Source organism: Inquilinus limosus (assembly GCF_051487185.1).
GTDB lineage: Bacteria > Pseudomonadota > Alphaproteobacteria > DSM-16000 > Inquilinaceae > Inquilinus > Inquilinus limosus_F.
This window is the reverse complement of record NZ_JAHVDK010000027.1, coordinates 85,989-101,522: the sequence shown is the minus strand read 5'-3', so window position 1 is coordinate 101,522 and position 15,534 is coordinate 85,989. Positions and strand designations below refer to the sequence as shown.

15 protein-coding genes are annotated in these 15,534 nt (G+C 72.1%); 2 read left to right on the top strand and 13 right to left on the bottom strand.

Annotated elements, in window-relative coordinates; genetic code table 11:
* Window positions 1-2 precede the first annotated feature (2 nt).
* Entirely contained in the window at window positions 3-143 is a 141-nt protein-coding gene (locus tag KXR53_RS26840) for a hypothetical protein (protein ID WP_437378372.1), read from the bottom strand.
* On the opposite strand from KXR53_RS26840, the gene KXR53_RS26835 reads away from it, so the two are divergent.
* Together KXR53_RS26835 and KXR53_RS26830 are read left to right on the top strand one after the other, a co-directional pair.
* Window positions 142-540, top strand: a complete 399-nt coding sequence (locus KXR53_RS26835) for a LysR substrate-binding domain-containing protein (RefSeq protein WP_437378371.1) — start codon at window positions 142-144, stop codon at window positions 538-540. The genes KXR53_RS26840 and KXR53_RS26835 overlap by 2 nt on opposite strands.
* A gap of 113 nt (window positions 541-653) precedes the next feature.
* Window positions 654-1,508, top strand: coding sequence for a (R)-mandelonitrile lyase (locus KXR53_RS26830; protein WP_437378370.1), 855 nt, complete (start codon window positions 654-656; stop codon window positions 1,506-1,508).
* Window positions 1,509-1,655: 147 nt separating this feature from the next.
* Here the strand turns inward: KXR53_RS26830 and KXR53_RS26825 are convergent, their stop codons facing one another.
* The 12 genes from KXR53_RS26825 to KXR53_RS26770 all read right to left on the bottom strand — a co-directional run bounded on the left by KXR53_RS26825 (window position 1,656) and on the right by KXR53_RS26770 (window position 15,529).
* A complete protein-coding gene (locus tag KXR53_RS26825; protein ID WP_437378369.1) occupies window positions 1,656-2,513 on the bottom strand; it encodes an alpha/beta hydrolase in 858 nt (285 codons plus the stop codon).
* On the bottom strand, window positions 2,510-4,621 hold the full coding sequence (locus KXR53_RS26820; protein ID WP_437378368.1) for a substrate-binding domain-containing protein: 2,112 nt from the start codon (window positions 4,619-4,621) through the stop codon (window positions 2,510-2,512). Before KXR53_RS26820 ends, KXR53_RS26825 begins: the two co-directional genes overlap by 4 nt.
* Window positions 4,618-5,895, bottom strand: coding sequence for an amidohydrolase family protein (locus KXR53_RS26815; protein WP_437378367.1), 1,278 nt, complete (start codon window positions 5,893-5,895; stop codon window positions 4,618-4,620). Before KXR53_RS26815 ends, KXR53_RS26820 begins: the two co-directional genes overlap by 4 nt.
* 54 nt (window positions 5,896-5,949) lie before the next feature.
* Window positions 5,950-7,080 (bottom strand): ABC transporter substrate-binding protein, encoded by a 1,131-nt coding sequence (locus KXR53_RS26810; protein ID WP_437378366.1) that lies wholly within the window; start codon window positions 7,078-7,080, stop codon window positions 5,950-5,952.
* A gap of 45 nt (window positions 7,081-7,125) precedes the next feature.
* On the bottom strand, window positions 7,126-8,133 hold the full coding sequence (locus KXR53_RS26805) for an ABC transporter permease (protein WP_437378365.1): 1,008 nt from the start codon (window positions 8,131-8,133) through the stop codon (window positions 7,126-7,128).
* A complete protein-coding gene (locus KXR53_RS26800) occupies window positions 8,130-9,110 on the bottom strand; it encodes an ABC transporter permease (RefSeq protein ID WP_437378364.1) in 981 nt (326 codons plus the stop codon). The genes KXR53_RS26805 and KXR53_RS26800 overlap by 4 nt, the downstream gene beginning before the upstream one ends.
* Window positions 9,107-10,636, bottom strand: coding sequence for a sugar ABC transporter ATP-binding protein (locus tag KXR53_RS26795; RefSeq protein WP_437378363.1), 1,530 nt, complete (start codon window positions 10,634-10,636; stop codon window positions 9,107-9,109). Before KXR53_RS26795 ends, KXR53_RS26800 begins: the two co-directional genes overlap by 4 nt.
* Entirely contained in the window at window positions 10,633-11,484 is an 852-nt protein-coding gene (locus tag KXR53_RS26790) for a sugar phosphate isomerase/epimerase family protein (protein ID WP_437378362.1), read from the bottom strand. The genes KXR53_RS26795 and KXR53_RS26790 overlap by 4 nt, the downstream gene beginning before the upstream one ends.
* Window positions 11,485-11,635: 151 nt before the next feature.
* Window positions 11,636-12,793 carry an iron-containing alcohol dehydrogenase gene (locus tag KXR53_RS26785; RefSeq protein ID WP_437378361.1) on the bottom strand — a complete coding sequence of 386 codons (1,158 nt, stop codon included), beginning with the start codon at window positions 12,791-12,793 and terminating at the stop codon, window positions 11,636-11,638.
* A 43-nt stretch (window positions 12,794-12,836) separates the two neighbouring features.
* Entirely contained in the window at window positions 12,837-13,172 is a 336-nt protein-coding gene (locus KXR53_RS26780; RefSeq protein WP_437378360.1) for a helix-turn-helix domain-containing protein, read from the bottom strand.
* Between the two features lie 9 nt (window positions 13,173-13,181).
* Window positions 13,182-14,684 carry an FGGY-family carbohydrate kinase gene (locus tag KXR53_RS26775; protein ID WP_437378359.1) on the bottom strand — a complete coding sequence of 501 codons (1,503 nt, stop codon included), beginning with the start codon at window positions 14,682-14,684 and terminating at the stop codon, window positions 13,182-13,184.
* Window positions 14,681-15,529: a class I fructose-bisphosphate aldolase gene (locus KXR53_RS26770; RefSeq protein ID WP_437378358.1), complete on the bottom strand. Its 849-nt coding sequence runs from the start codon at window positions 15,527-15,529 to the stop codon at window positions 14,681-14,683. The genes KXR53_RS26775 and KXR53_RS26770 overlap by 4 nt, the downstream gene beginning before the upstream one ends.
* Window positions 15,530-15,534: the final 5 nt, after the last annotated feature.

The following is a 15,534-nucleotide window of genomic DNA, read 5'->3' as shown; positions in this document are numbered from 1 at the left end:
CCTCAGCGGTTGACCAGCCGCTGCAGCTGCTCCGGATACCGCGCCCCCTGCACCGGGATCTGGGAAACGGCGTCGCGGATGTCGCGGAGCTCCTCCGCCGTCAGTTCGATGATCGCGGTGCGCATCGGCCCGGACATGAGCATGGCGGTCGTCGGGACGCCGGCCTATTTCGCCAGACGGCCGCCGCCGCGGACGCCGCAGGACCTGACCGCCCACAACTGCATCAACCTGCGCCTGCCCACCTATGGCGGGCTGTACGCCTGGGAGTTCGAGCGCGACGGGCGCGAGCTGAAGGTGCGGGTCGAAGGGCAGCTGGTGTTCAACACCCTCGCGCTGCGGCTGGAGGCGGCGCTGAACGGGCTCGGCCTGGCGTACATGCCGGAGGATCAGGTGCGGGACCACATCGCGGCGGGGCCGCTGGTCCGCGTGCTGGCCGACTGGTGCCCGCCCTTCCCCGGCTACCACCTGTACTACCCGAGCCGCCGGCAATGCTCACCGGCCCTGTTCCTGCTGATCGATGCACTGCGGTATCGGGGCTAAGGGTCTGCCCGCATTCATGAGCCCGGCCGATAGCGCCATGCGGCTTCAAGCGTCTAATCGCAGGGCCTCCACCGACCCATCTCCGGACTTCCTGTGATGACGGAGAGTGATCGATGAAGCTGTTTGCCGCCATGCTCGCGATGGTCTCGCTGGCCGCGTCCGCCCAGGCGGAGCAGCCGAAATCGGCCGCCCCGCGCGTGGCCCCGGCCGATGTCAGGGCGACCGCGCCGGCCCTCGCGGACTACACCGACGAGGTGCTCTTCGCGGATGTCTGGGCCAGGCCCGACCTGTCACCGCGCGAGCGCAGCCTGGTGACGGTCGCGGCCCTGATCGCGACAGGCCAGACAGCCCAGCTGACGGGCCATCTGAACCGGGGGATCGACAACAGCTTGACCCGGGCGCAGTTGTCTGAGGTCATCACCCATCTCGCCTTCTATGCCGGCTGGCCCAGGGCGATGTCCGCGCTCCCGGTCGCCAAATCGGTGTTCGAGGCGCGTGGGCTGCCGCCAGGCGAGACCTCAAGCCCCGAGACGCAAGGGAGCACGACATTGGACATCGTTCGCCACGGTTCGACGCCCGCCCAGCCCGGCCCGGCGGAGTATTTCACCGGCACCGTCCGGATCGCCTCGCGCTTCCAGCGCAGCGATCCCGCGCGCGTCGGCGGCGCCATCGTCAGCTTTGAGCCCGGCGCCCGCACCGCCTGGCACACCCACCCGCTGGGGCAGACGCTGATCGTCACTTCCGGCCAGGGCTGGGTGCAGCGCGATGGCGGGCCGGTCGAGGAGATCCGCCCCGGCGACGTGGTCTGGATCCCGCCCGGGGAGAAGCACTGGCACGGCGCCACCGCGATCTCGGCGATGACCCATGTCGCCGTCGCCGAAGCGCTCGACGGCCGGAGCGTCGACTGGCTGGAGCATGTGACCGACGAGCAGTACGGGCTCGGGTCCCGGACCCAGGGCGGGGGCTGAGCGTTCGCCGGGATCCGGGACGAGACCGTAACTTTTCTCGTCATTGCGCCCCGAAGGGCGTGGCAATCCAGGGGGCAGTGCCGCTGGATCGCCACGTCGCTTCGCTCCTCGCGATGACGAATAGGTCAATCCTCAGAGCCGTCGGGCCTACGGCTGCGAACCTGGCCGGGATGCGGCGATGGTCCGTCCGAGGCGGTCGGCCAGCGCGGTCCCCGGGGTCCCCAGTGCCATGGCGATGCTCATGTGATCTTCGCCCGGCAGCGTCGCGAAGCTTGTCGTCACGCCGGCGCCCCGCAAGCGATCGGCGAAGGCCCGGCCCTGGACCAGGAAGGGCGGCGTCTCCTCGGCGCCGACCACGACATCGACCTCCGGCCCCGGCACTGGCGTCGCCGTCAGGGGCGACCAGGCCGCCACCTCCTCCGCCGTCAGCCCGATCTCCGGCTGCAGGAAGCTGCGTGTGATCGGGTCGAGGTCGTAGATGCCGCTGACCAGCAGCAGCGACCGCACCGGCGCGGCCGGCGCCGCCGCCTCTCCCGCCCCCCGGCAGGCCAGGAAGCTGGCGAGGTGGGCGCCGGCGGAGGCGCCGCTGGCGCTGATCGCCGTCGGGTCGCCGCCCCAGCGTCCGGCACGGGCGGCCAACCAGGCCACCGCCCGCCGCACCTGGCCGACCAGCGTCGCCATGCGCGCCTTCGGCATCAGCGAATAGTCGATGACCGCGGCGATCGCGCCCTGCGCGGTGACGGCATCGGCGACGAAGGCGTAGTCGAGCTTCGAGAAGGCGCGCCAGTAGCCGCCATGGACGAAGACATGGACCGGGAACGGCTCCTCCCCGCCCGGCGGCAGGTACAGGTCCAGCTTCTCGTCCGGATGGTCGCCGTAGGCGAGGTCACGCACGCCGCGCAGGGTCTGGCGGGTGCGCTCGCTGGCCCGGCGATAGGCGGCGAGATGGGCTTCGAACTCCGGCACATGGGCGCGGATCATGAAGGGGTCGATGGTCTCGTTCATGGTGCGGCGATCTGGTGGACGAGAGGGGATCGGGTCGGGATGACGAAGGGCGCCTCCGGGAGATCCAAGTTCTCCAGCGCCGCCCGGGCCGCCGGCAGGTCGCCGGCCGGCACGCGCAGCAGGAGCACGGCACGGACCTGGCCGTCGGCGCCGCGGATCGGCCGCGCCGCCTCGCCGAGATCCGGTCCGGGCTCGCCGGGCAGCGCGACGACGCCCTGCCCGCCCTCGGCGCGGATCGCCGCCACCAGCTGGGGCAGGGTCAGCGGCCTGCAGCCGTCGCGCCGGGGCCGGGCATGGGCGGCCAGCAGCCAGCGCAGACGACGCTCCGGCAGCTCGGCGACCAGCAGGCGCCCGGCCAGGGTCCAGTTCACCGGCGTGCGGCTGCCGACCGCGATCGGCGCCACCCCGGCCGCGGCACGGCTGAGGGCGATGGTGCAGCGCTCGCCATGCAGCACGGCCAGGGCCGCGGCGCCGCCGAGCGATTGCGCCAATCCTTCGAGAACGGGCTCGATCGTGGCGGCGAGGTCGGCGATGCCGGTCGCGGCGAAGCCGGCGGCCCGTGCCCGCGGCCCGGCGCGGATCCGGCCGCGGCCGCCGCGCTGCAGCAGCCCGTGCCCGACCAGCGGCCCCAGCAGGTCGTGCAGCGAGGAGCGCGGCATCGCCACCGCCTCCAGCAGGTCGGCGATGCCGGCCTCGCCGCCATGGGCCTTGAGCCAGACCAGGATGTCGAGTGTGCGCAGGATCGAGCGGGCGCCGCCATCGGCCGCCGCCCCCTTCCCCACCGCGAAGGTGGTGGGGTCGTAGTCGTCGCCCATGCCGTGGCCCAGGATCAGGCTGGGCGGCCGGTCCCAGCGCACATGGTCCTCGACGAAGACGTCGGCGCGGACCGAGGCGGTCTCCCAGCCGCGGCTGATCACCAGCGGCGTGTGCACCTCGAGCCGCCGCGGCAGGGTGCGGCCGGCCAGGATGTCGAGCCCGACCTCGACCGCGCGGATGCCCATCGCCGGCGGGAAGTCCATCGCCGCCAGCGGCACGCCGTGCAGGATGGCGAGCTGATAGACCGCGTTCTGGTCGCCGCCGGTGTGCGGCGGCACGCGGCCGTCATAGCCGGCATCGACCCAGGCCTGGATCGACCCGGCGCCGTGCAGGCCGCTGTCGCACCAGACGCCGCCGATGGCGTCGCCCCAGCGCTCGATCAGCCCGGCCATGGCGCGGCGGCCGGCCGCGACCGTCATCTCGGAGTGAACCGTCTCGAGGATGCGGATGCCGGGCGCCAGGGCGAACACCTCGCGCGCCGCCCGTGCCCGGCGCAGCAGCGGCCCGATCTCCGGGTCGCCCACCATCATCACCACGCCGCCGCGGCCGCCCAGAGTCTCCACCAGCCATTGCGCCGGCAGCCGGCCGATGGCGGTGTCCGGCCCCGCGACCTGGACCAGCGAATGCGACGCGTCGCCCAGCAGGCGGTCGACCATCACCACGGGCAGCCCAGCGGCGCGGGCGCGGGCCAGGGCCGGCAGCAGCGCCTCGGTCTCCAGCGGGCTGACGATCAGCGCGTCGACGCCCATGGCCAGGAAGGCATCGATGTCGCGCGCCTGCGCCGCCGCGTCGTCATCGGCATGGGCGATGCGCAGCGTGGCGATGCGGTCGGCATGCTCGGCCGCGGCGAACTGCACGCCATGGATCAGCCCCTGGCGCCAGAGATTGGCGCGGGAGCCGTTGGAGAAGCCGAAGACATAGGGCGGCGGCCGGGCGAAGGGGGCGGCGTCGACCAGCTCGGTGAAGCCCGGGTTCCACAGGAACGACCGGGCCGGGCCGGTCATGCCCTGCAGCCGCGGCCGGGCCGGCGCGGCCGGCTGCGCCGCCTCGGCCTCCAGCGCCACCGCCAGGTCGAACCAGGCGGCGCCGAGCCGGACGATGCCGCGCCGCGGCGCCTCCAGCCAACCCGAAGCCAGCATCGGCCGCAGCACGGCGTAGAGGCTGGAGCGCGGCACGGCAAGGCCGCCGGCCAGGGCGGCGACGGACACCCCGCCCGGGGTCTCGGTCAGGCGGTCGACGACCCCGAGCAGGATGTCGATGCCCGACTGCCGGTGGGCGGAGGGCAGCGTCACTCGGCGGCGGCCGCAGCCCGCATCGCCCGGGGCGGCGGCAGGCGGTGCATGGCGCCGTCCTTCATCACCATGCGGATCGCGGCGTGGTTGTGGATCAGGCTGACATCCTGCAGCGGGTCGCCATCGACCAGGATCAGGTCGGCCAGGAAGCCCTCGCGCACCTGGCCCAGCCGGTCGCCCATCCCCATCAGCTCGCCGCCGATCCTTGTGGCGCATTGCAGCGCCTCGGACGGGGTGTAGCCGAACAGCTTGACGAAGTGCTCGACATCGCGGGCGTTGGTGCCTTGCGGCGTCCAGGCAAAGCCGTAATCGCCGCCGATCACGACGCGGATGCCACGGCGGCGCATCTCGGCATAGGTACGCTGGCTGGCCTCCATGCACAGATGCATGCCGAGTTTGCGCGCCTTGGCCTCGTCGATGCCCCAGGGCCCGGCCTCGTGGATGGTGTTGTAGATCAGGCCAATGGCGGGGCCGACGAAGATCCGGTCCTTCGCCGCCTCCAGCATGTCCAGCGCCTCGGCGTCGGCATGCTCGCAATGGTAGATCACGTCGACCCCGGCGCGGATGGCGCGCTTCACCGCCTCGCTGGCGCGGGCGTGGCAGTTCACCCGGCGGCCGAAATCATGCGCGGTCTCGACCGCGGCCGAGACCTCGGCCTGGGACATCACCGTCATGCCGCCCTTGGCCGGGTCGACGAAGTCGTCGCCGGAGATGTTGATCTTGATGTTGTCGACATCCTCGCGGATGCAGATGCGGACGGCGCGGCGCACCTCCTCCGGCCCGTCGCAGACCATACCGAAGCTGGCGCGGGCCAGGTGCAGCCGGGTCTCGTCGCCGAGGCCGCCCGTGACCGTGATCTCCGGGCTCGCCGCCTTGATCCGGGGGCCCTTCAGCCGGCCCTGATTGACCTTGTCGCGGATCACGACGTCGAGCCGGGTCTTGGCGCTGGCGGCCGAATAGGCGCTGGTGAAGCCGTGGTCCAGCAGCGTCTCGGCGTTCCACATCGTCTCCAGCACATGCTCCTCGGTCGGGATGTCGCCGAGATCGGTGTTCCGCGCCGCGCCACAGAAGGACAGATGGGCGTGGCCCTCGACCAGCCCGGGCAGCAGCGTGGCGCCGCCGCCGTCGACCGCCTCGCAGCCGCCGGCGTCCAGCCGCTCCGCCGCCGGGGCCACCGCCTGGATGCGATCGCCGCGGACCACGACCTGGCCGGGATACGGATCGCGGCCGCTGCCGTCCCAGATCATCGCGCCGGTGATGTGATAGTCGCCCATGGGGATCCTCCGCTTTCAGCGGGGGCGAGCGCCGGGCCCGCCCCATGCGTGGTGCTACTTGCCGATCCACCGCTGCGGGTAGTCCGGCATCCCTTCGCAGCCGCACATGGCGTAGTGCAGCGGCGGCATCTTCTCGTTGACGTACTTGTCCAGGTTTTCGGCCGTGATCGTCGGCTGCGGCAGCGACCAGGCCGGGCCCGGCACCTTCTCGCCCTTCAGGATGCGCAGCGCCGCGATCACCGGGGTGCGCCACTGATAGGTCGGATAGGTCGGCGCCAGCGCCTTCATCCCCGACTGCTTCCACTTCTGCAGGAAGTCCTGCTGGTCCTCGCCGGTGACGATCGGCACGTCCATGCCCTGGTCCTCGAACGCCTCGATCGCGGCGACGCTGGTGGCGCCGGCGTCCATCCACACGGCGTCGAGCTTGCCAACGCGGGTCAGGTAGTCCTCGACGATCGACTTGGTCTTGGCCCGGTCGCCGTCGGTGAACTCGGCGCCGACCACCTCGATGCCCTTCTCGTCGAAGATCCGCTTGGCCGCGGCCCAGCGGTTCTCCAGCACGTCGACGCCGGGCAGGATGCGCAGCGCCAGCACCTTGGCGCCCTTCGGCACATTGGCGGCGATGTATTCGGCCGCGGCGATGCCGAAGGCATAGCCGCCGATCGGCTTGATCACGGTCACCGGGCAATTGGTCAGCACGCCGCGGTCGAAGACGATGACCGGCACCTGCTTGCAGGCCTCCTCCACCGCCGGGGTCAGCGCCGCGGTGGTGTTGGGTGAGACGATCAGCGCGTCGCAGTTGCCGCTGGCCAGCATCGCCTTGATGTCGGAGATCTGCTTGTCGTCCTTGCCCTCGGCGTCGGCCACGGTGAAGGAGGCGATCTCATCCTTGTGCAGGTCGACCTCGGCCTGCATCGTCGTCCAGCCGACCACGCGCCACGGATTGCCGACCCCAGCGTTGGAGAAGCACAGCTTGTACGGGCCCTGCTTCTTGTATTTGGACGTGTCGACCATCTGGGTGCCGTAGTACTGCTCCCACGGCTTGTCGGCCGGGCCTTCCGCCTTGGCCGACATCTGCGCCCGCTGGGCCTCGAACTCCTTCGGGTCGTCGAAGCTCTGCGCCTGTGCCGCGCCGGCCGCCAGGGCCAGCAAGGTGGCAGCGCCGATCATCATCCCGATTTTCATGGCGTTCCTCCCCTATCGTTCTGGTTCTTGGAATGGTCGATGGTGCTAGGCCCCTCCCCTGCGCCGACGCCAGACGCTCCAGCCGACGGCGGCGATCAGGATCAGGCCCTGGGCCGCGTCGCGCAGCGGCTTGGGCAGGCCGATCAGGTTGAGCAGGGTAAACAGGGCGGCGAGGCTGAGCGCCCCGGCGACGGCGCCCGGCACGGTGCCGCGGCCGCCGAGCAGCTGGGCGCCGCCGATCACGATCGCGGCGATCGCCTGCAGCTCGTAGCCGTCGCCGACATTGGTCGAGACCCCGGCGAAGCCGCCCAGCAGGATGCCGGCGGTGACGGCCGAGAGGGCGGAGACGACGAAGGCGATGGTTCGCACCAGCCGCACCCGCGCCCCCGCCAGCTCCGCCGCCCGCGGATTGTCGCCGATAGCGTGCAGCAGGCGACCCAGCACGGTGCCATGCATCAGCCACCACAGGAGGGCAACCGCGACCACCATGACCACGACCGCCAGCGGCAGCAGGTCGATGACCGGCAGGCCGCGCCAGGTCAGCCGACCGAAATCGCGGAAATTGTCGGGCAGGTAGCCTTGCGGCGACCCGCCGGACCAGGCGAGGGCAATGCCCTTCAGCGACAGCAGCATGCCGAGAGTGGTGATGATCGACGGCACCTTGAGCCAGGAGACGACGAGCCCATTGAACAGGCCGACGACGAGGCCGATGCCGTAGACGAGGGCGATCACCCACCAGGTCTGCGCCGGGTCGCCCTGGATCAGCAGCGCCGAGGCCATCACCACCAGGGTGATCAGCGACCCGACCGAGAGGTCGAAGCCGCCGGCGATGATGACGAAGAGCTGCCCGGCGGCCAGGATCACCAGCGGCGCCGCCCGGCGCAGGAAGTTCATATAGCCCTGCGGCTCCAGGAAGGCCGGGCTGGTCACAGCTATCGCGACCAGCAGCACGATCAGCACCCAATAGGCGGGGCGGATGGCGGCCAGGCGGCGCAGCGGCGACGGGGCGCCGCGGGGCTGGTCGATCGGGCGCGGCTCGGTGGTCTCGATCATGCCACATGCCCCCGGGTGCGGAAGGCATAGACCGCGACCGCGGCGACGACGATGCCGCCGCGCAGCACCTGCTTCACGAAAGCGTCGATGCCGATCATGGTGAAGATCGCGTCGAGCGTGCCGAACAGGATGACGCCGGCCAGCGTGCCCCAGACGCCGCCGCGGCCGCCGGCCAGCACCGTGCCGCCGATCACCACCACGGCGATGGATTCGAGGTCGTAGATGCCGTCGCGCCCGACCCAAGGGGCGCCGGAGCGCAGGCGGCTGGCGAGGTAGAGGCCGGTCAGCCCGGCGGCGAGGCTGCAGATCACATGCGCCGCCAGCGTCACCCGATGGGTGTGGATCCCGGCCAGCCGGGCGCCGTCCGGGTTGCCGCCGGTGGCGTAGAGATGGGCGCCGAAGCGGGTGGAGCGCAGCACGAAGGCGGCGCAGCCGGTGAGCACGAACAGACCGATCACCGGATAGGGCACCGGCCCGACCTGGCCGTAGGCGAGCACCTGGAAGCTCTCCGGCACCGCCCCGGCGAAGTTCTGGAACGAGGCGCTGAGCAGCCCCTGCAGCACCAGCCCGACGCCGAGCGTGGCGATCAACGGGTTGATCTCGAGCCGCGTGACCAGCAGCCCGTTCACCGCCCCGACCACGGCCGAGACGGCGAGCACCGCCGCCACGGCCGGCAGCATCATCGCCGGGTCGCCCTGCATCAGCCAGGACGCCATCACCGCGCCGACGCTGACCAGATTGGCGACCGACAGGTCGATCGAGCGGGCGAGGATGACGAAGGTCTGGCCCAGCGCCACCAGGCCGAGCGCCACCACCCGCTCCAGCACCGCGATCACGCCGCCGGCCGAAAGCTGCGCCGACTGGCCGGTGGCGAGCGCGGTGGCCGCGAAGCCGATGGCCGAGGCCGCGATCAGGATCGGCGGCACCGGCAGATCGGCGCGGCGGCGCGGCCGCCCGGCGGTGGCGATCGCGCTCATGCCGCCCCCATCCGGGCCACGGCGTCGAACCGGTGGCCGGTGGCCAGCGCCATGACCTCCTCCTCGGTCGCGCCGCCCGGCCGTTCGCCGACGATGCGGCCGGCCCGCATCACCAGGATGCGGTCGGCCAGGCCCAGCGCCTCCGGCAGGTCCGAGGTCGCGACCAGGATGCCCTTGCCACGACCGGTGAAGTCGCGCATCAGCCGGTAGATCGCGGCCTTGGCGGCGACGTCGACGCCGCGGGTCGGCTCGGCGAAGACCAGCAGTTCCGGGTCGCAGGCCAGCCAGCGCGCCAGGATCGCCTTCTGCTGGTTGCCGCCGGAGAGGAGCCGCGTCTCCTGCTCCCAGCTCACGGCGCGGACATCGACCGCCGCGAGGATGCCGTCGATCGTCTCCGCCCCCACCGCCCTGCCCTTCGGCCGCGCCAGCAGCGAGGCGAGACCGCGGCGAGCGAGCAGGCCGTTGTCGCGCACCGACTGCATCAGCGCCAGCCCGTCGCGCTTGCGGTCCTCCGGCACGAGGCCGAGTCCGCGCGTGACCCCCGCCCGCGCCGAACCCGGCCTCGCCTCCCGCGCCCCGATCCACATCCTTCCGCGGAGGAAGGGATCGGCCCCAACCACGGCGCGGGCCAGGGCTGTCTTGCCGGAGCCTTCCAACCCGGCGATCGCGACGATTTCGCCGCGACGCACGACCAGGTCGATGTCGGCCAGTGCTGCGTTGCCGCCGCCCTCGATCCGCAGCACGGGATCGCCGGGCGGGCCCGCCAGTCTCGGCGGGAAATAGTCGCTGAGCGGCCGGCCGACCATCAGCCGGACCACCTCGTCCGCTCCGGTCTCCGACCGCGGTCGGGTGGCGACGTGCCGCCCATCCTTCAGCACGGTGACGGTGTCGGCGATGGCGAACACCTCCGGCATGCGGTGCGAGATGTAGACCACGGCGACGCCGGCGGCTTTCAGTCCGCGCACCAGCTGCAGCAGCCGCGCCGCCTCGACGTCGTCCAGTGCCGCGGTCGGCTCGTCCATCACCAGGATGCGGGCGTCGATCGCCAGTGCCTTGGCGATCTCCACCGTCTGCTGCTCGGCGATCGTCAGGTCGCGCGCCGGGGTGTCCGGGTCGATGTCGGAGGCCAGGCGCGACAGCAGCGATCGGGCGCCGGCGCGCATCGCCGTGCGGTCCAGCCGGAAGCGCCGCACCGGCTCGATGCCGAGATGGATGTTCTCCGCCACCGTGCGGTCGGGCAGCAGGCTCAGCTCCTGATGGATGATGCTGATGCCGGCGGCGCGGGCGGCGGCGGGGTGGGAAAAGCGCACCGGCGCGCCGTCGATCAGGATCTCGCCGGCATCGGGGGCGTAGACGCCGCCCAGCACCTTCATCAGGGTCGATTTGCCGGCGCCGTTCTCGCCGCACAGCGCATGGATCTCGCCGGCCCGGCAGGCGAAGGACACGGCGTCGAGCGCGACCACGCCCGGGAAGGCCTTGCGGATGCCGCGCATCTCGAAGCGCGGGGCGGCGCCGGCGTCGGTCATGCCGCCGCCTCCCATTCCCGCCGGATCAGGGCGATGGATTCGGCGAAGAGCGTGTCGAGGTCCGGGAACAGGTCGCGCCAGACCCTCGTGGCGGCGGCGAGGTCCGGCAGCGCGCGGCCGAAGGTCTCGACCGTCAGCCAGCCTTCGTAGCCGGAGGCGTAGAGGGTCCGCAGCACCGCCCGGAACGGGACATGACCCCGCCCCGGAATGCCGCGGTCGTTCTCCGAAAGATGGACATGGGTGATGCCGTCGGCATGGGCGGCAATGACGCCGACCGGGTCACGCTCCTCGATGTTGGCGTGGAAGGTGTCGTACATGAAGCCGAAATTCGGGTGGCCGACCCGGATGCGCAGCCGCTCCGCCTGCTCCATCGTGTTCAGCGCGTAGCATTCGAAGCGGTTGACCGCCTCGATCGACAGATGGATCCCGGCGTCCTGCGCCCGGGCGGCGGCCCAATGCAGCGCCTCGGCCAGGTTGGCCAGCTCGTCCTCGGTCGGCCCCGAGCCGGAGAACACGCCGAGCGGCGAGTGGTAGGGTCCGCCCATCACCGTGGCGCCCAGGGCGTGGCCGCAGTCGATCGCCCAGGCCAGCCGGTCGCGAGCGCGGCGGCGGATCGCGGGGTCCGAGCTCAGCGGGCTGTGGTCGGGGTCCGGGATGATCGTGGTGTAGGTGCGGGCCAGGCCGAGATCGTCGAGCACGCGGCCCAGGGCGGCGCAGTCGGCCTCGGTGCCGCCCATGACCGGCACCTCGACGCCGTCATAGCCGTGGCGTTTCAGGGACTCGAGCACCGGGCGGTCGGCGGGCGTGACAGCCCCTCCGATCACCAGGAGGTTGAAGCCGATTTGCACGCGTTCCTCCCAGCTCCGGGCCCGTGGCCGCCACCCGCGCCCTGGATGTGTTTTCCCGGAAGGATGAGGTTCGCGTCAGGCCGGCGTCAACGCAGCGACGCAGCCCGATGTCCGACATTCTGGACAATCCGCCCGACCTCTCGCGCCAGGCTCAGCCCCAGGCTCGCCGGTACAGCCCCTGGATCGCAGCGGCGTCGGGGATCCGCGGGTTGTTGGCGGGCGAGCCCGAGGCCAGGGCCTGTTCGGCCATCAGCGGCAGCAGCCGGTCCCATGTCCCGGCGTTGAGGCCGTAGGCCCGCGGCGTCGGCACGTCGAGCTCGGCATTGATCCGGTGCAGGGCCTCGACCAGGCGGCCGACCGCCGCCTCGTCCTCCTCTCCCGCCTGCGCCAGGCCCATCGCCACGGCGCAGGCGGCGTAGCGCGGCATCGCCGCCGGCGCCGACCATTCGGTCACCACCGGCAGCAGCATGGCGTTGGACAGGCCGTGCGCGACATGGAAATGCGCCCCGATCGGCCGGCTCATCCCGTGCACCAGCGCGACCGAGGCATTGGAGAAGGCGATGCCGGCCTGCAGCGATCCCAGCATCATGCCTTCGCGCGACGCGCGGTTGCCGGGGTCGTCGCAGGCGGTGCGCAGATGCGTCCAGATCGATCGCATGGCGGCCAGCGCCATCCCGTCCGTGAAGGGCGAGGCCCGGCGCGAGACATAGGCCTCGATCGCATGGGTCAGGGCGTCGATGCCGGTATCGGCGGTGAGGCGGCGCGGCTTGCTGAGGGTCAGCTCGTAATCGACGACGGCGATGCTGGGCAGGTAGGCGAGGCCTGCGCAGAGCATCTTCTCCTCGGTCTCCTCGTCGGTGACGATGGTGAAGCGCGTGGCCTCGGAGCCGGTGCCGGCCGTGGTCGGGATGGCGACGATCGGCAGGCCCGGCGCGTCCTCCTGGTGCGGGGCCTTCAGCGCCCGCATCGTGCCGCCCCGAACGCTGAGCACCGCGGCCGCCTTGGCGGTGTCGATCGGGCTGCCGCCGCCGAAGCCGATGACGCAGTCGTGGTCGCCCTCGCGGATGAAGGCCGCGGCCGCGTCGACGACCTCCGAAGTCGGGTCGGGGACGGTGTCGCAGAAGGCCCGCACCGGGACGCCGGCGGCTGCCAGCACGGTACGGAGACGGTCGAGGGCGCCGTTCCCGGCCAGGAAGCGGTCCGTGACCACCGCCGGCCGTTTCAGCCCGAGCTGGGCCAGGGCCAGCGGAAGCTCATCGAGGGCTCCGGCGCCGATCCGCATCAGGCGCGGCAAGGCGATCGCGGACATGGGTCCTCCTGGTCGGCGAATGGTGATGGATCTGGGCAGCCGGTCAGGCGTCGTGGACGTCCGGCCGGGCGCCACGGAGACGCCGCTCGATCTGGTCGAGCCGGGCGTTGAGCACGGTGTAGAGCAGGGCGACGTCCGAGCGCAGGGAGCGCAGCAGCATCTCGGCGTCGTCGCCGGCCTCTCCGTCCCGGCCGGACTCCGGCCCCCGGCCGTTCTCCAGCGCGCTGCTGATCCGGGCCAGGGTCGAGGCCCGCGGGTTGGCGACGCCGGCCTCGATGTTGTGCAGGCCGGTGACGGAGAGCCGGGCCCGGCGCGCCAGCTCAGCCTGGGTCCAGTTCAGCATCCGCCGCGCCGTGCGGATCTCTTCCGGTGCGATCATGTCTCCGCCTCACGCATGACCGATCTCCCGCAGGGCCGCCCAGTGCGGCGCGAGGCTGCGGCCGACCGCCTGCCACAGGGCGAAGCGGCGGCGATAGAAGCCGGCCAGGCAGGGATCGGGCACGACCTCCCGCGGCGGCGCGACCATCGCGGCCGCGGCCTCGTCCAGGCCGGCGAAGCGGCCGGCGCCGACGGCGGCGGCCATGGCAGCGCCGAGGGCCCCGGTCTCCGCCTGCGCGGCGACCCGGACCGGGACGCCGAGCACATCGGCGATCATCTGCGGCCAGACCGGGCTGCGGGCGCCGCCGCCGGAAACGGTGATCCCCCGCAGCCGCGCCCCGGCGGCGAGCAGCTTCTCGACATGGGCGAGATGGGCGAAGGCCACGCCCTCGAACACCGCCCGCACCAGGTCGCCGCCCTCATGCCAGCCGGCCAGACCGAAGAAGCCGGCCCGCGCCGAGGGGTCGCCCGCCGCGCCGTAGAGATAGGGGTGGTACATCGGCCCGTCCGCCTTGGGCGGCGCGGCCGCCGCGAGCGCATCGGCCAGCGCGAAGACGCTGCCGGTGCGCCTGTCGTCATGCGCCAGGACGTGATGCGCGAGCCATTCGAGATTGGTCGCGGAGGTGGCGGAGTTCTCCATCGACAGGAAGCGGCCGGGCGCCATGCCGGTCGACATGAACACCCCGTCCAGCGGCGCGTCGACCACCACTTGGTTGATGCTCCAGGTGCCGAGGATGATCGAGGCCTGGCCCGGGCGGGTGACGCCGGCACCGACGGCGCTGGCCACCACGTCGAAGAACCCCGCGACCACCGGCGTGCCCGCGGCGAGGCCGGTGCGGGCCGCGACCTCCGCCGTCACCGTGCCGACCGGCTCGGTCGGCCAGTGCAGCGGCGGCAGCTTCGCCGCGACGTCACCCTGCCCGTAAATCTCGAGCAGGCCGCCGTCATAGCGGTTCTCGGGCAGCCGCAGCAGCCCGGCCCCGCCCATATCGGTGACGTCGGTCGCCACCCGTCCGGTCAAGGCATGGACCACCACGTCCTTGCACATCAGCACATGGGCGGCGCGCGACAGGATCTGCGGCCGATGGCGCGCCATCCACGCCAGCAGCGCCGGCGTCTGCGACGGCCAGGGCCGCTGCAGGCAGATCGCCGCCGCCGCTTCCGCCACCCCGCCGGCCTGCCACTCCTCGACCAGCCCAGCGGTGCGGGAGTCGAGCGACTGGATCGCCGCCAGAGCCTGCCCCTCGGCGTCGAGAAGGTAGAGGCCGTTGCCGTGGCCCGAGGTGCCGATGCCGGCAATATCCCGGCCCTGCAGTCCGCTCTTGTCCAGCAGCTCGCGGATCAGATCCTCGAGATCGGTCCGCAGGCGGCCGAGGTCGCGCTCGACCATGCCGGGCGCCGGGCTGTGGCCGCCGGTGTCGCGATGGGCGCAGGCCAGCTCCCGCCCCGCATCGTCGAACAGCAGCGCCTTGACCCCGGTGTTGCCGGCGTCAATGCCGAGCCAGGCGGTCATCGGCCGCCGCCGTTGCGGTAGATGGCCCAGGCGGCGTCGGCATCCGCGCCGTCATGGATCATCGCCATCAGCGCCGCCACCACCGCCGCCGGATTGTCGTGCTGGTAGATGTTGCGGCCATAGACCATGCCGTGCGCGCCCTGGGCCATCAGCGCCGCCGAGGTGTCGAACACGCGGCGGAGATCCGCCTTGCCGCCGCCCCGGACCAGCACCGGGCAGCGCGCGGCCTGGACGACGTGGCGGAAATCCGCCGGGTCGTCGGTCGGGTCGGCCTTGACGATATCGGCGCCGAGCTCGCGCGCCAGGCGGACCAGGGTCACGACCTTCTCGGTGTCGCCGTCGACGAGATAGCCGCCGCGCTCGTTCGGCTGCATCACCAGCGGCTCGATCATCAGCGGCATGCCGTATTTCTCGCAGTCGTTGCCGAGCCGGCTGATGTTCTGCACGCATTGGCGGAACAGGCCCGGCTCGTCGGGCAGCATGAACAGGTTCACCACCACGCAGGCCGCGTCCATGCGCAGGGCCGGCAGGATCGGGTCGGCCTCGTTCTGCAGCACCGCCCACATCTCGCGATGGCGCTGGCGGTTGTAGGGGTTACCCATGTCGACGCGCATCACCAGCGCCGGGCGGTTCTGCCCCGGCATCGACTGCAGCAGGTCGGCCTGGCCGTAATTCATCTGGATCGCGTCCGGCCCGGCTTCGGCCAGCATCCGGACCACGCCGGCCATGTCCTCCAGCCCGGCCATGAAGGACGGCTCGTTGCAGACGCCGTGGTCGATCGCGACGTCGAGGCAGCGGCCGTTCCGCATCAGCCGGTTCAGGCGGACCTTCTTTGTGACATACATTGCAA